The following is a 19,112-nucleotide window of genomic DNA, read 5'->3' on the forward strand; positions in this document are numbered from 1 at the left end:
AGTCACCGGGACCGCGCCTCACCGCCGCCCGGCGGCCAGCGCGTCCCGGTGCACCCGGTCGAGCAGGGCGAGCAGCAGCTCCTTGCTGGACGTTCGCTCCCGGACGTCGCACAGCACCACCGGCACCTCCGGCCCGAGGTCGAGCGCGCGGCGGACGTCCTCCGGGGTGGCGTCGCGGCGGCCGTGGAAGCAGTTGACCCCGATGGCGAAGGGGATGCCGCGCTGCTCGAAGAAGTCCACGGCGGCGAAGCTGGATTCGAGCCGCCGGGTGTCGGCGAGGATGATCGCGCCGAGGGCGCCGAGCGCGAGGTCGTCCCACATGAACCAGAACCTGAACTGCCCGGGCGTGCCGAAGAGGTAGAGCACCAGGTCCTCGCGGACGGTGATCCGTCCGAAGTCCATCGCCACCGTGGTGGTGGACTTGCCCTGGATGCCTTCGAGGCTGTCGACCCCGATGCTGGCGCGGGTCATCCGCTCCTCGGTCTGCAGCGGTTCGATCTCGCTGACCGAGCCGACCATGGTGGTCTTCCCGACGCCGAAGCCGCCGGCGACGAGGATCTTGACCGCGCCCGGCACCAGGCTCTTGGTCGTCAATTCGGGTCTCCTGGAAGGGAACTGGCCTGGAAGGGGAGCTGGTGGGTCGTGGCCGTCCGGGGTCCGCAGCCTCAGAGTCTGCGGACACCCTCGATCACGGCCTGGATCAGAGAGATGTCCGGTGCCTCGGCGAGCTGGACCGGGGCCCGGGTGAGGATCAGCCGGGCCTCCGCCAGGTCGTCCAGCAGCACCTTGACCACACTCACCGGCAGGTCCATGGTGGCCGCGATCTCGGCCACGGCCAGCGGGCGTTCACGGCACAGGTCGAGGATCGCGGCCGGTTCGGGGGTTAACCGGCTGGTGTCGGTGCGCGGGTCGGCGGTGACCACCAGGGTGATCAGCGCGAAGCCGTCACGGACCGGGCCGGTGCGCCCGTTGGTGATCGCGTAGGGGCGGACCAGGTGGCCGGCGTCCTTGTCGTAGAACCAGCCCTCGTCGGCGTCGGCGGTGCTCACGCACCGCCACCCGCGCCGACCTGGCCCGCGTCGCTGCGCGGCGCCGCGGTGAGGTACTGGCCGACCTGCTTGACCAGCATGTTGATCTCGTAGGCCATCAGCCCGGCGTCCACCAGCTCGCTGGTGAGGACGGCGAGTCGGGCGCCCTGCCCGGCGGTGGTGACGAACAGGAACAGCTGGTCCATCTCGACCACGGTCTGCCGGACCCGTCCGCCGTTGAAGCGGTGCCCGGCGCCGCGGGCCAGGCTCTGCAGGCCGGAGGCGACGGCGGAGAGGTGCTCGGCGTCGGCCCGGTCGAGGTCCTTGGACGTGCCGACCAGCAGGCCGTCCTCGGAGAGGACGATGGCGTGCCGGGTCTCGGGTACCCGCGCCACCAGCTGGTCCAGCAGCCAGTTGAGGTCGCGCTGGGTCTCGGTGTGCTGCGTCATCACTGCTGTTCCTTGACTTCCTGAACGGCGGCGGCCTCCGCGGCTCCCTCGGGGGCGGAAGGTGCGGCCGGGTTGGGGGCGGTGGCGGGTGAGTCCGGTCCGGTGCCGGCCGCGCGGGCGCTCCGGGTGCCGCGCTGGATGGCGGCCATGGTGGCGCGGGAGCGCGACGGCGAGGGGTCGTCGGCCTCGCCGAACCGGGGACCGGCCGGAGCGGCGTGGGCCCCGTACGGTGCGGCCGCGGCGAGCGGGGCGGACGGCGGGGCGGGCGGCATCATGGTGCCGGGCGCGTGGGCCTCGCGGAGCTGCTCGGCGAGGCTGGCGTTGCGGACCCGTTGCGGCAGGACGCGCGGGGTGCGCAGTTCGCCGTCCGGGCCGTGCTGCACGCTGTCCTCCTGCGGGCGTTCGTGGGTGGGCGTCGACCGGTCGGCGGGGACCCCGTCGAAGCCGGCGGCGGAGTCCACCACGGCCGTGTTCGCGACCGTCGGGTTCGCGACCGTCGGGTTCGCGACCGTGGGTTCCACCGGCAGCCCGTCCACGAAGGGCGCGTCCACGTGGCCGGGCGCCGAACCGGCCCCCGGGTCGAGCTGTGCGGCGAGCTCCGCCGACGGACCGGTGGGCAGGTCGTACGGGCGGGGCAGTACGGGCCGGGGCACCACCACAGCCCCGGGCAGCCCGGGGATCTCGGCGCCGACCGGCAGTCCGGCGTTGTCGAGGACGGGCCCGCCGCCCGCACCGTCCTGCCGCGCGAGCAGCTCACCGACGATCACCTCGCCGCCGGCCACACCGGCCTGGCGCGCGGAGGGGGCGCCGGCAGCGGCGTCACCGCCACCGGCGGCGGCACCGGGGACGGCGCCGGGGGCAGCACCGCCGGAACCGCCCGCCGGATCCGTCGCGGCGCCGTTCCCGCCGTTCCCGCCGGTCCCCCCGGCTTCGCCCGGCGCGTCGCCCGTCAGCCCGCTGAGCACTCCCGCCAGCGCACCGGACAGCTCCCCGTCGACCTCGCCGAAGTCGCGGTCGGACGGCCGCGGTTCGGGCACCGGGGTCCGGGTGATCCGCGCGCCGGACGGCAGTCCGGGCACCGCGGCGGGCTGTTCGGCCTGCTCCAGCAGCACCGAGGGCACCAGTACCACGGCCCGGGTCCCGCCGTACGGCGAGGGCCGCAGGGTGACCTGGATGTCGTGCCGGGCGGCGAGCCGGGCGACGACGAACAGGCCGAGCCGCAGGTCGTCGCCGAGCGCGGAGACGTCCAGCTCGGGCGGGTTGGCCAGGTACTCGTTGAGCCGCTCGTACTCCTCCTCGGTCATGCCGAGGCCGCGGTCCTCGACCTCGACCGCCAGGCCCTTGGGGACTTCCTGTGCGGAGACCTGCACCTGGGTGTACGGCGGGGAGAAGGTGGTGCCGTTCTCGATCAGCTCGGCGATCAGGTGGATCACGTCGGCGACGGCCTGGCCGCTGAGCGAGGCGCGCGGCACGCCCTGGACGACGACCCGGGCGTAGTTCTCGGTCTCGGAGACGGCGCTGCGCAGCACGTTGACCACGGGCACGGCGTTGCGCCAGCGCCGGGCGGGCAGCGCGCCGCCGAGGATGACCAGGTTCTCGGCGTTGCGCCGCATCCGGGTGGCCAGGTGGTCGACGGCGAACAGTTCGCGCAGCAGCTCGGGTTCCTCGTGCTCGCGCTCCAGCGCGTCGAGCATGCTGATCTGCCGGTGGATCAGGATCTGGGTGCGGCGGGCGATGTTGAGGAAGACCTTCTTCGTCCCCTCGCGGCCCTGGGCCTGGTGGACGATGGCGGCGACGGCCGCCTGCCGGACGGCGGCCAGGCCGTCGGAGGTCTGCTGGACCTCGTCGCCGACCCGCCGGGACGGCGCCCAGGTGGGCGGGGTCGGCACCGGCTCCCCGGCGCGCAGGCGCCCGACGACCTCGGGGATCTCCTGCTGGGCGAGTGCGAGGGTGTCGGTGCGCAGTCCGGCGAGCCGGGCGGACAGCGACCGGGCGGCGCGTATGCCGCGGACCAGGCTGACCAGCAGCACCAGGGCGACGACGGCGGTTCCGGCCAGCAGCGCGGTGCGGTTTCCGGCGTCGCGCAGCAGGTAGGCGGCGTAGCCCCAGGCGGCGGCGAGGCCCAGGCTCGGGACCAGCACGAGGGCGAGGAGCGAGCTGCGAAGGGAGCCGGACCGGCCGGCGCGGTGGCCCGAGCGGGGGGCCGATATGCCTGGCATCTGATTCCTTGTTGCAGGGCCGAGTTGCAGGCCGGGTCTCGGGGCCGGACGGCGGCTCGGCCCGAGCGGACCGGACCGGACGTCAGGGCGCCGAGGCCCGGGGTCGCCGGACGGGCTGACGCGGTGTCACCGTCCGTGCGGGGTTCAGCGCGGCCGCCGACGGCAGGAAACCTATCAGTCCCAGGTGCCCTCATCGCAACATCAACTGACGATATGTGAACGGGTGATGGCAGGAACGGCCACTCCCGGTCAGAGCGTTCGCCGACGGAACGCCGCTGGTCAGCGCGGCCGCGGTGGAGTGGGAAGCGGCTCCCCGGGAGGCCGGTCGGGGCCTCTCGAGGAGCCGTCAGGAACAGGTCAAAACGTCGTCATGCTGAAAGTTCGCCACCATCCGCGCTTCGGTGCGGGTTTCAGCCCCGCCACTCTCGGCCTGCCACTCTCAGCCTGCCGGTTCCAGCCCGCCGCTCTCAGCCCGCCGCGGAGAGCGGCACCACCCGACTGCCCCGGACGCCCCGGACACCGCGCACCCCGTACCCGTACAGCTCCTCCGCCGGGGCCACCCCGGAGACCGCAGACGCCCCGGACGCTGCGGCGGCCCCGGACACCGAGGGCACCGCGGCCGGCCCCGACTCCAGCTGGTTGAGCTCGGTCCACGCCCAGCTCGCGAGGTCGGCCAGTTCGGCCGACCACTGCTTGCCGTACGTGCCCGTCGCCACCTGTCCGAGCCGCAGCTTCTGCACGTCCGAGGTGCCGGCCGGGGCGTAGATGTGGGTGGCGTCCCGCAGGTAGCGGATGATGTTGTGCTCCTCCTGGGTGCCCCGCGCGGCGAAGATCTCCATCGCCTGGCGCGCCGAGTCCATCGCGTACTCGGTGTTGATGAGCTTGGCGTTCATCAGCTCGGCGTCGCAGGCCTTGCCGTTGTCGAGCAGGTGGGAGGCGTGGTACGCGGCCAACTTGGCCGTCATCAGCCGGGACTGCATCTCGCCGAGCTTCAGCGCGATGCTGTTCAGCTGGTTGATGGGCTTGCCGTAGAGCACCCGCTCCTCGGCGTAGCGCACGGTGTCCTCCACCACGGCGACGTGGATGCCGAGCGCGACGGCGCCCAGGTTCAGCCGGCCGTACAGGGTGGAGGAGGAGTAGGCGACGTCGAGGCCCTGCCCCTCCTCGGCGAGCCGGTTGCCGACCGGGATGCGGCAGTCCTCGAACACGAGCTCGCCGAAGCTGAACCCGTGCAGTCCGCCCTGGGTGCCGACGGTGCCGGCGCGGAAGCCGGGCCGGTCGCTCTCGACCAGGAAGGCGGACAGCCCCTTGCTGCCCCGGTCGGTACGGAAGACCACCCCGTGGACGTCGCCGATGTGCGAGTTGCCGACGAACACCTTGCGGCCGTTGAGCACGTACTCGTCGCCCTCGCGGCGGGCGGTGCCCGCCATGCCGAGCACGTGGCCGCCGGACTCCGGTTCGGTGACCGCGATCGTCGGCAGGCACTCGCCGGACGCGAACTTCGGCAGCCACTCACGCCGTTGGGCGTCCGAGCCGAAGTGGATGACCTTGGCGACACCGAGCTGTGAGGCCTGCGCCATCGCACCCATCGCGCCGCTGACCCGCGCCAGCTCCTCGACGATGACGGTCTTGGCGAGGTGTCCCAGGCCCAGACCGCCGAACTCGCGCGGGATCGTGACGCCGATCCAGCCGCGGCGGGCGATCTCCCGCGAGAGCTCGAACTCGATCTCCCGGTCGGCCTCCATTCTGGCCACCTGAGGACGCACCTCCTTCTCCGCGAACTCACGGACCTCCGCCCGGAGGCTCTCGTGTCGTTCGTCGGTGAAGTAGTCCATCGCCATGCTTGGTCCTCTCGCTCCGGTGGTGTCGTGCCTCCGTTCGTGCCGTAGATGCCGCTCCGGCCGCTCCCCCAGGGAGATCGGGTGGGGGTGTGGAGGTGTGGCGGTGCCGATCGCTTCCAAGCCATCGGTGCATGCGGGTCCGGACCGGGTTCCCGTGGCTCCCGGGGAACTACCGTCCGTGTCTTCGGCAGGGCTCATTGTCATATGGGCACATGGGGTCCATACAGAGTCGATCTTGGAATGGCGGGATTCGGCCCGTCTTGCGGGTGGCGGGTTTTGCCACTGTGCCGGTAGGGGATTGACCTTCCCCGCTCGGGCGCGCTGCCGCCTGGTCGCTCACATGCTGCTTTGACTGTTCATCAGCAAGGCTGGTGATCGGTCCCGGTAGCACCGCAGTGCCCGAATGTCTGATTACATGTGCGCCATGACTGATGTGATGAGCACTCAAGGCCAGTTCCCGGGTGCCGCCGGGGAGTCCGAACGCACCCGCAGGCTGCGCAGCCTGGGTCTCAACGAACCCTCCGCGGACGAGGCCTTCGACCGCTTCGCCCACCTGGCAGCCAGCATCACCCGCGCTCCCATCGCGATGGTCAACTTCATCAACGACGAGCGCCAGATGTTCCGGGGGCTCTACATTCCGCCAAATTCTTCCGACGTCGCGGTCGAGGAAGGCGCGTCCTGGGCGGATCGGGGCATCGCCTTCGACCTTCCCACCCGGCAGATGCCGATGAGTCACGGCTTCTGCCCGCACGTGGTCGCCCAGCGTTCACCCCTCGCACTGGACGACATCCTCGCCTACCCCCGGTTCGCCGGTAACCCGGTCGTGGACGAACTCGGCGTCCGGGCCTACCTCGGCGCCCCGCTCGTCGACGACACCAACACCGTCATCGGCACCGTCTGCGTCCTCGACCGGGAACCCCGGCAGTGGGGACGCGAGCGGCTGCGCGACATCCAGCACCTCGCCGAGGCGCTGCTCTCCGAGATCAGGCTGCGCGACAACCTGCTCGCCCAGCAGCAGGAGATGTTCGCGGCCTTCGACGGCTCCCCGTTCCCCATCATGCTGACCGACGGCCCCGGCCAGGAGATCCGCTACGCCAACGCCCAGCACGCCGACACCTTCGGCGCGCCGGTGGCGTACGGCTCGATCGGCACCGCCTACCCCCAGCTCGGCGCGGCCGGCCTCCAGCAGGCCGTCGCGGAGGCCTACCACACCGGACGGGCCACCGTCCTCAACGACGTCCGGATCCAGTCAGGACGCCCCGAGGCGCAGCGCATCCAGCAGATCTTCAGCTTCACCTGCACCCCGCTGCGGGTCGCGCGCACCGGCCAGGTCAACGGCGTCCTCACCGTCGGCATGGACGTCACCGCCCAGTCCCGCACCGAGGAGGAACTCGGCACCCTCGCCGCACTGTTGGTCGACCGGCTCCAGCAGAACGGCTCCGCCACCCCGACCGGCCGACCGGGCATCGCCGGCGGCACCGGACTCGTCCTGCCGAGCTGAGCGGCCGACCGTCGCTCATGCGCGGCAGCACGGCCCGCGGGCGCACCCGCCCAGCGCACCACCTGCATTGCCCACCGCACCACCCGCACCACCCGTACCGACCACCACCGTGGCGGGGCGCCTCTCACCCCCGAGGAGAGGCTCCCCGCCACGGTGCCGTTCCGGGGCGGGCACGGCGTGTGAGCCGCCGTCCGTCCCGGGCCGGGCGGGCGCTCCGGGCCGAGCGGGTGAACCGGCCACCGCCCGCACCCCGGCCGGGCCCGGCGACGGCCCGACGGCGCCCCGCCGGTGGTAGGCATGGGCCGCATGGACTGGATGGACTGGTTCGCCGCCCCCGACTACTGGCTGAGCCGACTGCTCGTCCAACGCCTGCTCGCCGGCCTCTACCTGATCGGATTCCTGGCCGCCGCCGCACAGTTCCGCGCCCTCATCGGCACCGACGGCATGCTGCCGGTACCCCGCTTCACCGCCCGCGTCCCGTTCCGCCGCTCGCCCAGCCTCTTCCACCTCCACTACAGCGACCGCTTCTTCGCCGCCGTCGCCCGGAGCGGCGCCGTGCTGGCCGCCGCGGTGGCGGCCGGCCTCGCCGACGTCCTCCCGCTCTGGGCCTCCATCCCGGTGTGGGCGGTGCTCTGGGCCCTCTACCTCTCCATCGTCAACGTCGGGCAGACCTGGTACTCCTTCGGCTGGGAGTCGCTGCTGCTCGAAGCCGGCTCGCTCGCCGCCTTCCTCGGCAACGCCGACACCGCCCCGCCCACCCCCGTGCTCTGGCTGATGCGCTGGCTGGTCTTCCGGGTCGAGTTCGGCGCCGGACTCATCAAACTGCGCGGCGACGGCTGCTGGCGCGACCTGACCTGCCTGCGGTACCACCACGAGACCCAGCCGATGCCCGGGCCGCTCAGCTGGTTCTTCCACCACCTGCCCGACCCGCTGCACCGGGTCGAGGCGGCGGCCAACCACGTCGTCCAACTCCTCGTCCCGATCGGCCTGCTGCTCCCGCAGCCCGTCGCCGGCTACGCGGCCTGCGCCGTGATCGCCACCCAACTGTGGCTGATCGCCTCCGGCAACTTCGCCTGGCTCAACTGGCTGACCGTCGTCCTCGCCCTCGCCGCCGTCGAGCCGGCCCGCCTCGGCCTGTCCGTGCCCGTCCACCACCGCGCCGGCGCCCCCGTCTGGTACCAGGTCGTGGTCATGACGGTCACCGCCGCCGTCCTGGTGCTCAGCTACTGGCCGGTGCGCAACCTGCTCTCCCGGGGCCAGGTGATGAACCGCTCCTTCAACCGGCTGCACCTCGTCAACACCTACGGCGCCTTCGGCAGCGTCAACCGGCTGCGCCAGGAGGTCGTGGTCGAGGGCACCGACGAGGCCGTCCTCACCCCGCACACCGTCTGGCGCGAGTACGGATTCAAGGGCAAACCCGGCGACGTGCGCCGCCTCCCGCGCCAGTACGCCCCCTACCACCTGCGCCTGGACTGGCTGATGTGGTTCGCCGGCATCTCGCCCTCCTACGCCCGCCCCTGGTTCCTCCCCTTCGTCGCCCGCCTGCTGGCCGGCGACCGGGCGACGCTGCGGCTGCTGCGCCACAACCCCTTCCCCGACGCCCCGCCGACCCACGTCCGGGCGACCCTCTACCTCTACTGGTTCACCGGATGGCGCGAACTGCGGCAAACCGGCGCCTGGTGGCACCGCACCGCGCTCCACGCCTACCTCGCGCCGGTCGACCTGCCCACCCTCGGCCGGGCCGGCCACTACCCGCCGCCCGGCCGTTCCGTCAGTGGTCCCCGACGCGTGCGCACCGTCCCGCTCGACCGGCCGCGCCGGGCACGCCCACCCCGGACGGAGCACCCCGGCCACCCGTCCGGACCAGCACCGGGCCACCCGGGCGGCCCTCCCGAGTAGCGGCCAGGCGGGCGGTATGGCAGGCGACACCGGCCCGTCGGGCGGTGGGTGCGTGCAAGGCTCGAACGGGCACCCGTATTCTGGGCCTCCACAACCGGCGGCCCGACCGCGCGCCCCCCGGCCCCGCCCCAGGGGCCCCGCGTGCACCCGGCCCGCCGCCCCCTCGCCGCCAGCCCCGCCGTCGTCGCCCAGAACCGGACCTCACATGACAGTGCTTCACTCGCGCAACGCCGACGCAGCCGACCCGGCGGACGTCGCCGACGCCGCAGACGTCAAGGACCCCCAGGACGCCGCTGCGGAGCCCGACCTCCGAGAGGACCTCGGCCGCTACGCCGAACTCGGGGCCTTCACTCTCAGCGCCGACACCCACGCCTGGTACGCGGCCGTCGACAGCGTCGCCACCCCGGAGGACGCCCGCGCCGCCTCCACCGCGCTCGCCGAACTGCGCGGCAGCGACCTCCAGCAGGCCTGGGAGGCCGTCACCGCGATGGCCGCCGAGGTCAAGCTGGACGAGCCCGACACCGTGGCCAAGACCGCGCTGCTGGTCGAGATGCTGCAGCGGATCCGCCGTACCTCGGCCACCCTCACCAGCGCCGCGTACGACGCCGACCTCGCCGCCCTCGCCGCCGCCACCGCCGACAGCACCTGGCGCCGAGAGAACGGCGTCAAGCTGTCCTGGCTGCGCGGCCGCTCGCTGCGCAAGCAGGCCGCCACCCTCGCCCACGACCGCAAGGTCCGCCGCGAGGACCTGCACGAGGCGCTCACCTCCGCCGAGATCGAGCGCCGCGCGTGGGCCGCCGTCGCCCCCGCCGGCACCCTCCCGCGGGTGCCCGCCGACGGTGACCTGGTCGAGCGCACCGCCCAGGCCTTCGAGCCGATCAACACCGGCCTGCGCGGCCTCGCCCGACTGCTGCCCGACCACGACCTCGACGGGCTCGCCTTCACCGAACTGGCCGACCTGGTCGAGCGCCTCGCCGCCGACGAGGGCACCCTCTACCGGCTGCCCACCATCCGCGGCCTGCGCGCCACCCTGGAGGAGGCCGGCCTCGCCGACCTGCTCGCCGAACTCACCGCCGCCAAGGCCGACCGCCGCGCCGCCGAGGCCGCGTACGCGGCGCGGCAGGCGCTCGCGGGCGGGCAGCGGGACGGGCTGGCGTCGTCGGTGGCCGCGGAGGCCGACGCTTCGTCGGACGTCGAGGCCGAGGCGGAGACCGTGGTGGAGACCGAGGTCGAGGCTGACGCGGCTGAGTCCGGCGCCGAGGCCGAGGCCGCCGCGCGTCAGGCGCTGGCCGCCGGGCAGCGGGACGGGCTGGCCGAGTCGGCGGTTGCCGAGCCGGTCGACGAGCCGGTCGACGAGGAGACCGGGGTGGAGGGGTCGGACGTCGACCTGTCGGACGTCGAGCCCGAGGTCGTCGGGACCGCCTCCGACTCGGACGTGGACTTTGCTGAGACCGAGACCGAGACCGAGACCGAGACCGAGACCGAGACCGAGACCGAGACCGAGGCTGAGGTCAAGGCTGAGGCCGAGTCGGTTGTGGTGGTGGAGGAGAAGGAGGAAGCCCCGGTCGCCGTGGTGTCCCTCCCGGCGCCCTCCCCGGCCGCTGACGACCTGGTGGCCGCCGCCACCGTCGCGCTGGCCGAGGCCGCAGTCGCGGACGAGGTGGCGGAGGCCGAGCCGGTCGAGGTCGAAGAGCCCGTCGCTGAGGTCGAGGTTACGACCTCGACCGAGCCCGAGACCATCGCGGTCGAGGAGCCGCAGCTCGGGGCCGAGGTCGAGGCCTCGGTCGAGGTCGTCGAGGAGGCTCCGGCCGTGGTGGCCGAGGAGCCCGAGGTCGTCGCTGAGGTGCCCGCCGTCGAGGTCGAGGTCGAGGAGCCCGTCGCTGAGGTCGAGGTTGCGGTCGAGACCGAGCCCGAGACCATCGCGGTCGAGGAGCCGCAGGTCGGGGCCGAGGTCGAGGCCTCGGTCGAGGTCGTCGAGGAGGCTCCGGCCGTGGTGGCCGAGGAGCCCGAGGTTGTCGCTGAGGTGCCCGCCGTCGAGGTCGGGGTCGAGCCCGAGGTTGTCGTCGTTGAGCCCGCCGCCGAGCCCGAGGCCGTGGTGGAGGCCCCCAGCGCCGAGGTCATCGAGCCGGCGGTCGAGGCCGAGGTCGGGGTCGAGGTCGAGGCCGTCGAGGAGCTCCAGGCCGTGGTGGCCGAGGAGCCCGCTGTCGAGCCGACTGTCGAGGAGCCTGCCGTCGACGCCGAGCCCGCCGTCGAGCCGGAGCCGACCCCCGAGCCCGTCGCCGAGGAGGCCGCCGGCCGCCCGGCGAAGCCGGACTTCACCCCCGGCCGCCCGGTGACCGCCTACTCGGCGGACGAACTGCTCGGCGTCGTCCGCTGGATCGACGGTGACGGCACCGGCCGGAGCGACGAGGAACTGCTCCGTGCGGCCATGAAGGAGCTGGGCTTCGCCCGTCTCGGTCCCCGGATCAAGGAGGCGCTGGGCGCCGCCGTCACCGCCGCGCGCGGCTGACGTCCGGGCGACAGCCGGACACGCAGGGCCCGGGACGCGCGTCCCGGGCCCTGCGCCGTATGGCGGCGGGGGAGTACGTCAGCCCGCCTTGTTCCAGGGCTGGCTTGCCATCAGCGCCTTCACGTTGGCGACGTACTTCGGGTTCGGGATGTCGAGGCTGCCGACGATCTCTCCCGAGGTCGGGTCCGTGACGGTGGTGTAGTGCACGTTGCCGGCGCCCGCGTTGTAGGCCGAGATGACCAGGTCGAGCAGCGGCGTCTTGCCGGTGGCCGGGTCGGCGGAGAGGTCGTACTTGCCGCCGAAGGAGGAGTCGCCGTAGTAGGCGACCAGCCAGTCGATCAACTGGGTGCCGAGCTGGACGTTCCCGGCGAGCGTCTTGGGGTCGGAGCTGGTGCCGTACTTGCCGTTCATCCAGGCGACGGTGTTGGGCATGACCTGCATGGTGCCGATCCCGCCGTCGCAGGCGAGGATGCCGGACTGCCAGCCGCTCTCCTGCCAGGCGATGGCCTTGACCAGGTTGACCGGCAGCGCCGGGAGCTTGTCGGTGCCGCCCGAGCTGAGGTTGAGCACCCGGGACTGGCCGGCCGCCGCCGTGAGCGCCGCGCCGACCGTCGCCTTGGGCTCGTCCGGCTGGGGCTTGCTGGGCTGGCAGCCGCTCTGCGCCGGGGGCACGTGGCCGACGGGCGGGGCGGGCGGTGCCGGGAGGGCGACGGCGCCGGGCTTGGCGGTCGGGACGGGCGCCGGGATGGCGGGCTTCTCGACCGGCGGCTGGGTGGCGGGCGCGCCGGCCGCGGCTCCGCCGCTGCCCTTGGTGTTGCCGGCCTGGGCGCCGGGCGCGGCCTTCGCGGACTTGCCCGCGCCAGTGCTCGGGCCGGTGCCCGCGCCGGTGCTCGGGCTGTGCGCGGCGTCGGGGCTCGCGGAGGCCGAGGCGCTCGGCGTCGGGGTGGTGCTCGCGGACGGGCTCGCGCTGGCCGCGTCGGCCGGCGTGGCGGTGGCCGCGGTGAGGGTGGTGCCGGATCCGGCTCCGGGGTGCTTGTCGGCGCTCTCGGTGCCGCAGCCGACCAGGACGGCGGTCGACACGGCGACGGCGGACACCAGTACGGTGGCCCGCCGGGTGGTGCTCAACTTCATCTGTGGTCCCCCCACTTGCCGCCGGTGGTCCCGGCGAATGGCGGTCATCCTACGATGCGGCCGATTCCCCCTGTACGAACGGGTGGTCGATCGCCCGCCGGAGGACGGCCGGGGCGGCCGCGAGCGAGGGCCCGTACCAGGTCAGGTGGCGGCCGCTGACCAGCGCGACCGGGACGCCGGGGAAAGCCTCCGGGCCGTCCTCGGCGGTGAAGCGGTACGGCTCGTCCGGCAGCAGCACCAATCCCGGCCGCTCGGCGCGCAGTTCGGGCAGCGGTACGGCCGGGTAGCGCTCGGGGTGCCCGGCGTGGACCAGGCGCAGGCCGAGGCGGTGCAGCAGGTCCCCGGCGAAGGTGTCGCGGCCGAGCACCATCCACGGGCGGCGCCAGATCGGCACGACCGCCCGCGGGCCGTCCGCCGCCGGCCGCACCCCGCGCCAGGCCTCCTCCGCCTCGTCCAGCCAGGCCGGGCGCGGCAGTCGGCAGGCGACGGTGAGCAGCCGGTCCAGCGAGCGCAGGGCGTCGTCCAGGGTGCGGATGTCGGTGACCCACACCGGCACCCCCGCCGCCCGCAGCGCGTCCAGGTCCGGGCGGCGGTTCTCCTCGTCGTTGGCGATCACGAGGTCCGGGCCGAGCGCGAGCACACCCGGCAGGTCCGGGTTCTTGGTGCCGCCGATCCGGGCCACGGCCAGGCCGGCGGGGTGGCTGCACCAGTTCGTCGCGCCGACCAGCAGACCGGGGGCGGTGGCGGCGACGGCCTCGGTCAGCGAGGGCACCAGCGAGACCACCCGGCGCGGCGGCAGCGGTCCGAGCGGTACGGGCATACCGAGGTCGTCGCGCGGGTCGGTGGGGTCGGCCATCCGGCCACCCTACGCGCGGGGCGCTGCACGCGGGGCGGGACGGAGGCGCCGGAAGCCCAGGACGCCTCGGAGCCCCAGGACGTCCCGGAAGTCCCGGGAACCCGGCGCGGACCCGGCCCGACTACCTGGTCCGGGTCCGCAGCGCGGGCCCCCAGCACGATCACCGACCAGGAGAGTCCTCATGCGCCCTCGCGTCGTCTGCGGTATCGCGGCCGCCGTCGCCCTGTTCGCCACGGCCTGCGGAAGCGGCGGTGGCGGGAACGGCGGCGGAAGCAGTGCCGCCGTCACCGTTCCCGCCACCGCCGGGGCCGCCTACCCCGTCACGGTCGCCGACTGCGCGGGCAAGGAGACGACCATAGCCAAGGCCCCGACGAAGATCGTCACCTCCAACGCGGCGAGCCTGGAACTGCTGCTCCGACTCGGCGCGGGCGACCGGGTGATCGGCACCGGCTTCCCGCCCGGCAAGGGCACCCTGCCGGCCGCGCTGGCCGAGCAGGGCGCCAAGGTGCCGGTGCTCGGCGACAAGACCATCCCCAAGGAGAAGCTGCTCGGCTCCGGCGCCGACCTCTACGTCGACACCTTCGGCGCGATGCCGATGATGGGCGGCGCCACCGGTCCGAGCGAGGCGGAGTACGCGGCGGCCGGCATCCAGCACGTCTACCTGCTCTCCACCGCCTGCGCGGGCACCCCGAAGGCCGCCAAGGCGCCGCGCACCGACCTCGCCGGGATCGAGGACGACATCCGCCGCCTCGGCGCCGTCACCGGCACCGGCACCCGCGCCGAGGAACTCGTCACCGGGATGGAGAAGCAGATCGGCGAGGTCCGCACCGCGCTCGCCGCCGTCCCGGAGGACAAGCGGCCGAGCTACTTCGTCTTCGACTTCGACGCCGGGACCAAGCAGCCGACGGCCGTCTGCGGCCGACAGGTGGCCAACGCCGTCATCACCCAGGCCGGCGCCCGCAACGTGTTCGCCGACTGCGACGCCGACTTCAAGCCCGGCTCCTGGGAGGACGTCGTGGCCAAGAACCCGGACTGGATCCAGCTGGCCGTCCGCAACCGGGGCAGCGAGGAAGCCACCCGCAAGGCCTTCGACGACGCCGAGGCGTTCCTGCGGAGCTTCCCGGCGACCCAGGGCCTGAAGGCCGTCCAGGAAGGGCACTTCGTGCGGCTCGGCTCCGAGGTGACCACCATCGCGGGGGTGCGCAACGCCGACGCCGTCCGGCAGATCGCCGCCACTGTCCACCCCGACCTCGTCAAGAACGGGCAGTAGACCGTGACTTCGGCCGATCCCGCCGACGTCGCGGATGCCGCCGAGGTCGCCGATGCCACCGATGCCGAGGTCGCGGACGTTCGGCGCCCGGCCCGCACCCTGCGGGCCGGGCCGCTGGCCGCCGCGCTCGCCGTCGCCCTGGTGCTCGCGCTGACCGCCGCCGTCTCGTTCGGCTCGGTGGACATCCCGCCCGGCGAGGTCTGGTCGGTGGTCGTCCACCACCTCACCGGCCGGACCCCCGAGCCCGGCACCCGCGACCTCATCGTCTGGCAACTACGCGTCCCGCGCGCCCTGTTGGCGGCCGTGGTGGGTGCCGGACTCGGCCTGGTCGGCACCGCCGTCCAGGCCCTGGTCCGCAACCCGCTCGCCGACCCCTACCTGCTCGGCATCTCCTCCGGCGCCTCCCTCGGGGCGGTCGCCACCCTCGTCCTCGGCACCGCCTTCGGCGTCGAACTCTCCCTCGGCAGCGCGCTCGGCCTCACCGTCTCCCTGGCGGCCTTCGCCGGCGCGCTCGCCGCGTTCTCGCTGGTCTGGCTGATGGCCCGGCGCGGCGGCGGCTTCTCCCCGCTGCGCCTGGTACTGGCCGGCATCGGCATCGCCCAGTTCCTCGGCGGCATCACCAGCTACCTCGTCCTGCAGACCAGCGACGAACAGCAGACCCGAGGCGTGCTGTTCTGGCTGATGGGCAGCCTCGGCGGCGCCGTCTGGTCCCAACTCGCCATCCCCGCGGTCGCCGTGGCGCTCGGCCTGGCCCTACTCCAGGCCCGGGCCCGGGGGCTCAACGCGATGCTGATGGGCGACGAGACGGCCGCCGGGCTCGGCGTGGACGTCACCCGGCTGCGCCGCGAGGTCTTCGTCGTCACCAGCGTGCTCACCGGGGTGCTGGTCGCCGTCTCCGGGGCGATCGGCTTCATCGGACTGATGGTGCCGCACGTCTGCCGACTGCTCGTCGGCGGCGACCACCGGCGCCTGCTGCCGCTGTCCGCCCTCACCGGGGCGGTGCTCCTGGCCGTCGTCGACACCGTCGCCCGCACCGCCCTGGACGGCCAGGAACTGCCGATCGGCGTGGTCACCGCCGTGCTCGGCGCCCCCACCCTGCTCTACCTGCTGGACCGACGACTGGAGCGCAGTTGAGGATCGCCGTCGAGGACCTGAGCGTCGCCCTGGCCGGGCGCACCGTGGTGGCCGGGGTCCACCTGGTCGCCGAGGAAGGGGAGATCGCCGGACTGGTCGGGCCCAACGGCAGCGGCAAGTCCAGCCTGCTGCGCACCGTCTACCGGCACCTGCGGCCCAGCGCCGGGCGGGTGCTGCTGGCCGGGCGGGACCTGGCGGACCTGAGACCCGCCCAGTCCGCCCGGCACATCGGCGCACTGCCCCAGGAGCGCGGCGGGGACTTCGAGTTGAGCGTGCGCGAGGTGGTGGCGATGGGCCGCACCCCGTACAAGCGGGCCTTCGCGGCCGACGACCCCGAGGACCACCGGATCACCGCCGAGGCCCTCCGCCGGGTCGGTATGGCGCAGGCCGCGGACCGCCGTTTCGCCCAACTGTCCGGTGGCGAACGGCAGCGGGTGCTGCTCGCCCGCGCGCTCGCCCAGCAGCCGGACGTGCTGGTGCTGGACGAGCCGACCAACCACCTGGACGTCCGGCACCAGGTCGAACTCCTCGCCCTGCTGCGGGAACAGCGCCGCACCACCCTGGTCGCGCTGCACGACCTCAACGCCGCCGCCTCGGTCTGCGACCGGCTGCACGTGCTGCACCGCGGCGCCCTGGTGGCCTCCGGGACCCCGCGCGAGGTGCTGACCGCGGACCTGCTGGCCGAGGTCTTCGGCGTCCGGGCCGCGGTGGTCGAACACCCCCTCACCGGCGACCCGTTGATCGCCTTCGACCACCGCTCCCCGGCCGGCTCCGCCGTGCCGCCGCGGTACGGGGCTCAGAGCCTGTCCGAACAGCCCTCGTAGTGGCTCGGCCGGCCGTCGCGCAGCACCGGCCGGCCGAGCCGCGCGGCCTCCTCGCTGCGCCGCAACTCCCATCCGCCGTCCGGCCGGTGGAGCACCGCGGAGTGCCAGGGCGTCATCCAGGCGTCGGCCGCCGCCAGCAGCCGGATGCCGAACTTCGCCGCACCGGCCGGCTGCGGGTGGATCGACAGCCGCACCGCCCGCGGATGCTGCTCGGCGATCAACTCGCCCCAGGCGCGGCTTCGTTGGATCACCCCGTAGGCGCGGCGGCGGCACTCCCGCTGCAGGGCCGACTTCGTGCCGGGGAAGTCCACGGTGTCCTCGGTGAGGAAGCGGGTGATGCCGCGGTAGAGCCGTAGGGTCTCCTGCTCGGTCAGCACCTGCTCACGCAACTCCTCGAGGCTCGGCGCGTACCGCTGGTGCACCCGGGCGCGCTTCTCGTCGTACGGCAGGTCCCCGAGCACCGCCCGCAGGTCGAAGGTGTCCAGGTGGCGCAGGCCCTCGCGCCCGATCATCGCGGTCAACTCGTCCGAGTACTCGTCGATGTGCCCGTCGGGGACGCCGATCAGGTCGCCGAAGATGTGCCCGTCCGAGCAGATCAGGATCCGGGCGCCGGGTGGGTGGATCCGGCCTATCCGCTCGCAGAGCTCGTCCAGGAAGGTCAGGGACAGTCGTTCGCCCTCGTCGGGCAGGTGGCCGAGCACCTTGGCCGGGTTCGGCGACTTGCACGGGAAGCCCGGCAGGGTGAACACGATCGGCTCACCGGCCGCGATGTACTCCGCCAACTGCGCCAGCTGGATGGGGAAGTGCTCGGGTCTGGCGTCGAACTCCGGGTCGGAGGCGCGGCGGTGCGGGAGCAGCAGTCCGAGGACGCGGGCGGCGAGCTGTGCCGTCGACGGCTGCCCGGGGGCACAGGTGACGAAGGGGGCGGCGCCGACGGGCGGCATGATGGGTCTCCTCCGGGGGGTAGGTGGTCGGTGGTGGGTGGTCGGTGGCGGGGTGCGGGGTGCGGGCTGCGTGGGGTGGCTCAGCGGCACTCAGTGGCGCCGGTCGTAGCCGACCGGCAGCCGGTTCACGCCGCGGGCCAGGACGGCGGGGATCCAGGCGAGTTCGTCCAGGCCGTCCCCGGGCGTACCGGCGGGGCGCAGCCCGTCCAGCCGGGTGAGCAGGGTCTCGACGGCGACCTGGAGTTCGGCCCGGGCCAGGGCGGCGCCCGGGCAGTAGTGGATGCCGTGGCCGAAGGCGAGGTGGGCGTTCGGCGTGCGGTCGAGGTCGAGCCGGTCGGGCTCCGGGAACTGCGCGTCGTCGCGGTTGGCGGCGCAGAGCGAGACGATCACCGAGTCGCCGGCCGGGACGGTGGTGCCGAACAGGTCGCTGTCCTCGGCGAAGAAGCGCCAGGTGGTGAGCTCGAATGCGGCGTCGTGGCGCAGCAGTTCCTCGATCGCCCGGGCCAGCCGGCCGGGCTCGTCGAGGCCCGCGCGCAGCGCGGCGAGCTGCTCGGGGTGGCGCAGCAGGGTGATCAGCATGGTGGTGATCTGGTTGGTGACCGGCTCCTGGCCGGCCACCAGCAGCTGGAACACGATCGAGTCGAGCTCCTCACGGCTCAACTCGCCTGCGTCGTGGGCGGCGACGAGCCGGCCGAGCAGGTCCTCGCCCTCGGTCCAGCCGGGCGCCCGGCAGTCGGCGCGCTTGCGGGCGACCACCTCGGCGATGTACGTCTGCAGCCCGCGCAGCCGCGCCTCGTACGCCGGTCGGCCCGGGTCCAGCGGGCCCACCGGCTGGACCACCTTGCCCCAGTCGCGGTCGAAGCGCTCGGCCAACTCGGCGGGCAGTCCGATGACTTCGGCCAGCACCCGGAAGGGGTAGTGGGCCGCGAAGCCCGCCACCAGGTCGGCGCCGCCGGTCTCGGGCAGCCCGTCCACCAGGGCGTCGGCCAGCTCCCGCAGCCGCGGGCGCAGCGACTCCACCCGGCGCGGGGCGAAGGCGTCCAGCACCAGGCGGCGCATCACGGTGTGCTTGGGCGGGTCCTGGTGCAGCAGGTGGACCTGGAGCTGGGAGTGCTGCGGCTCCGGCATGATCGACGCCAGGCGCCGCCAGTTCTCGTTGCCCAGGCTGTGGTTCTTGCCGAGCCGGGGGTCGTTGAGGGTGGTGTGGGCGGCCTGGTGGCCGGTGACCAGCCACGCGTGGATGCCGCTCGGGAACTCCACCCGGTGCACCGGGCCGGCCTCGCGCATCCGGCGGTAGAGCGGGTACGGGTCGGTCTTGTAGGCCTCGCCGTACAACGGGACGGGGCTGGGGAGGCGGTCGTGACCGTACGGACAGCGCGGGGAGTCGGCCTGGGCCTGGGTCCGGGCCTGCTCCTGCTCCTGGTCCTCGGCGTCGGCCGCGGCGGGCATGGGGGTGGTGTCGGTCATGGGTGTGCTTCCTCCGATGGGGCGGATGTGTCCGGTGGGC

15 protein-coding genes are annotated in these 19,112 nt (G+C 73.8%); 6 read left to right on the plus strand and 9 right to left on the minus strand.

The features are described 5' to 3' along the window. Nucleotides 1-18: 18 nt before the first annotated feature. The 5 genes from ABTY61_RS07990 to ABTY61_RS08010 form a co-directional block, all read right to left on the minus strand. The gene (locus ABTY61_RS07990; protein ID WP_350504081.1) at nucleotides 19-594 is read right to left on the minus strand and encodes a GTP-binding protein; all 576 of its coding nucleotides are present in this window, start codon (nucleotides 592-594) and stop codon (nucleotides 19-21) included. Between the two features lie 71 nt (nucleotides 595-665). Then, nucleotides 666-1,049, minus strand: a complete 384-nt coding sequence (locus ABTY61_RS07995) for a DUF742 domain-containing protein (RefSeq protein ID WP_350504082.1) — start codon at nucleotides 1,047-1,049, stop codon at nucleotides 666-668. Beyond that, nucleotides 1,046-1,477, minus strand: coding sequence for a roadblock/LC7 domain-containing protein (locus ABTY61_RS08000; RefSeq protein WP_350504083.1), 432 nt, complete (start codon nucleotides 1,475-1,477; stop codon nucleotides 1,046-1,048). The genes ABTY61_RS07995 and ABTY61_RS08000 overlap by 4 nt, the downstream gene beginning before the upstream one ends. After that, on the minus strand, nucleotides 1,477-3,696 hold the full coding sequence (locus ABTY61_RS08005; protein WP_350504084.1) for a sensor histidine kinase: 2,220 nt from the start codon (nucleotides 3,694-3,696) through the stop codon (nucleotides 1,477-1,479). The genes ABTY61_RS08000 and ABTY61_RS08005 overlap by 1 nt, the downstream gene beginning before the upstream one ends. 467 nt (nucleotides 3,697-4,163) lie before the next feature. After that, complete coding sequence (locus ABTY61_RS08010; protein ID WP_502895239.1) at nucleotides 4,164-5,537, minus strand: acyl-CoA dehydrogenase family protein; 1,374 nt, start codon at nucleotides 5,535-5,537, stop codon at nucleotides 4,164-4,166. A 424-nt stretch (nucleotides 5,538-5,961) separates the two neighbouring features. On the opposite strand from ABTY61_RS08010, the gene ABTY61_RS08015 reads away from it, so the two are divergent. From ABTY61_RS08015 to ABTY61_RS08025, 3 genes are all read left to right on the plus strand, one after another. Next, nucleotides 5,962-7,038, plus strand: a complete 1,077-nt coding sequence (locus ABTY61_RS08015) for a GAF domain-containing protein (RefSeq protein WP_350504085.1) — start codon at nucleotides 5,962-5,964, stop codon at nucleotides 7,036-7,038. 315 nt (nucleotides 7,039-7,353) lie between these two features. Further along, a complete protein-coding gene (locus tag ABTY61_RS08020) occupies nucleotides 7,354-8,937 on the plus strand; it encodes a lipase maturation factor family protein (protein ID WP_350504251.1) in 1,584 nt (527 codons plus the stop codon). Nucleotides 8,938-9,142: 205 nt separating this feature from the next. Further along, a complete protein-coding gene (locus ABTY61_RS08025) occupies nucleotides 9,143-11,446 on the plus strand; it encodes a hypothetical protein (RefSeq protein ID WP_350504086.1) in 2,304 nt (767 codons plus the stop codon). A 78-nt stretch (nucleotides 11,447-11,524) separates the two neighbouring features. Here the strand turns inward: ABTY61_RS08025 and ABTY61_RS08030 are convergent, their stop codons facing one another. Together ABTY61_RS08030 and ABTY61_RS08035 are read right to left on the minus strand one after the other, a co-directional pair. Beyond that, nucleotides 11,525-12,577, minus strand: a complete 1,053-nt coding sequence (locus ABTY61_RS08030) for a transglycosylase SLT domain-containing protein (RefSeq protein ID WP_350504087.1) — start codon at nucleotides 12,575-12,577, stop codon at nucleotides 11,525-11,527. Between the two features lie 49 nt (nucleotides 12,578-12,626). Next, nucleotides 12,627-13,397 (minus strand): helical backbone metal receptor, encoded by a 771-nt coding sequence (locus tag ABTY61_RS08035; protein WP_350504252.1) that lies wholly within the window; start codon nucleotides 13,395-13,397, stop codon nucleotides 12,627-12,629. Nucleotides 13,398-13,614: 217 nt separating this feature from the next. Here ABTY61_RS08035 and ABTY61_RS08040 point away from each other — a divergent pair, with 217 nt between their 5' ends. The 3 genes from ABTY61_RS08040 (at nucleotide 13,615) to ABTY61_RS08050 (ending at nucleotide 16,661) form a co-directional block, all read left to right on the plus strand. Further along, the gene (locus tag ABTY61_RS08040; RefSeq protein WP_350504088.1) at nucleotides 13,615-14,703 is read left to right on the plus strand and encodes an ABC transporter substrate-binding protein; all 1,089 of its coding nucleotides are present in this window, start codon (nucleotides 13,615-13,617) and stop codon (nucleotides 14,701-14,703) included. Between the two features lie 99 nt (nucleotides 14,704-14,802). Continuing rightward, nucleotides 14,803-15,837: a FecCD family ABC transporter permease gene (locus ABTY61_RS08045; RefSeq protein ID WP_350504253.1), complete on the plus strand. Its 1,035-nt coding sequence runs from the start codon at nucleotides 14,803-14,805 to the stop codon at nucleotides 15,835-15,837. Next, on the plus strand, nucleotides 15,834-16,661 hold the full coding sequence (locus ABTY61_RS08050; RefSeq protein ID WP_350504089.1) for an ABC transporter ATP-binding protein: 828 nt from the start codon (nucleotides 15,834-15,836) through the stop codon (nucleotides 16,659-16,661). Before ABTY61_RS08045 ends, ABTY61_RS08050 begins: the two co-directional genes overlap by 4 nt. On the opposite strand, the gene ABTY61_RS08055 is transcribed toward ABTY61_RS08050, so the two are convergent. Then, the gene (locus tag ABTY61_RS08055; protein ID WP_350504090.1) at nucleotides 16,634-17,605 is read right to left on the minus strand and encodes an L-tyrosine/L-tryptophan isonitrile synthase family protein; all 972 of its coding nucleotides are present in this window, start codon (nucleotides 17,603-17,605) and stop codon (nucleotides 16,634-16,636) included. The two genes, ABTY61_RS08050 and ABTY61_RS08055, sit on opposite strands and share 28 nt — an antisense overlap. A 90-nt stretch (nucleotides 17,606-17,695) precedes the next feature. Next, nucleotides 17,696-19,072, minus strand: a complete 1,377-nt coding sequence (locus ABTY61_RS08060; protein WP_350504091.1) for a cytochrome P450 family protein — start codon at nucleotides 19,070-19,072, stop codon at nucleotides 17,696-17,698. Nucleotides 19,073-19,112 lie beyond the last annotated feature (40 nt).

The sequence above is a fragment of the Kitasatospora sp. NPDC096128 genome (genome assembly GCF_040303105.1).
Lineage (GTDB): Bacteria > Actinomycetota > Actinomycetes > Streptomycetales > Streptomycetaceae > Kitasatospora.

What these genes read in the sequence shown, in the direction of transcription:
- ABTY61_RS08035 (WP_350504252.1), bottom strand. Translation starts at nt 13,397, where the DNA reads ATGCCCGTACCGCTCGGACCGCTGCCGCCGCGCCGGGTGGTCTCGCTG.
- ABTY61_RS08010 (WP_502895239.1), bottom strand. Translation starts at nt 5,537, where the DNA reads ATGGCGATGGACTACTTCACCGACGAACGACACGAGAGCCTCCGGGCG.
- ABTY61_RS08020 (WP_350504251.1), top strand. Translation starts at nt 7,354, where the DNA reads ATGGACTGGTTCGCCGCCCCCGACTACTGGCTGAGCCGACTGCTCGTC.
- ABTY61_RS08030 (WP_350504087.1), bottom strand. Translation starts at nt 12,577, where the DNA reads ATGAAGTTGAGCACCACCCGGCGGGCCACCGTACTGGTGTCCGCCGTC.
- ABTY61_RS08000 (WP_350504083.1), bottom strand. Translation starts at nt 1,477, where the DNA reads ATGACGCAGCACACCGAGACCCAGCGCGACCTCAACTGGCTGCTGGAC.
- ABTY61_RS08025 (WP_350504086.1), top strand. Translation starts at nt 9,143, where the DNA reads ATGACAGTGCTTCACTCGCGCAACGCCGACGCAGCCGACCCGGCGGAC.
- ABTY61_RS08040 (WP_350504088.1), top strand. Translation starts at nt 13,615, where the DNA reads ATGCGCCCTCGCGTCGTCTGCGGTATCGCGGCCGCCGTCGCCCTGTTC.
- ABTY61_RS08015 (WP_350504085.1), top strand. Translation starts at nt 5,962, where the DNA reads ATGACTGATGTGATGAGCACTCAAGGCCAGTTCCCGGGTGCCGCCGGG.
- ABTY61_RS08005 (WP_350504084.1), bottom strand. Translation starts at nt 3,696, where the DNA reads ATGCCAGGCATATCGGCCCCCCGCTCGGGCCACCGCGCCGGCCGGTCC.
- ABTY61_RS08060 (WP_350504091.1), bottom strand. Translation starts at nt 19,072, where the DNA reads ATGACCGACACCACCCCCATGCCCGCCGCGGCCGACGCCGAGGACCAG.
- ABTY61_RS08055 (WP_350504090.1), bottom strand. Translation starts at nt 17,605, where the DNA reads ATGCCGCCCGTCGGCGCCGCCCCCTTCGTCACCTGTGCCCCCGGGCAG.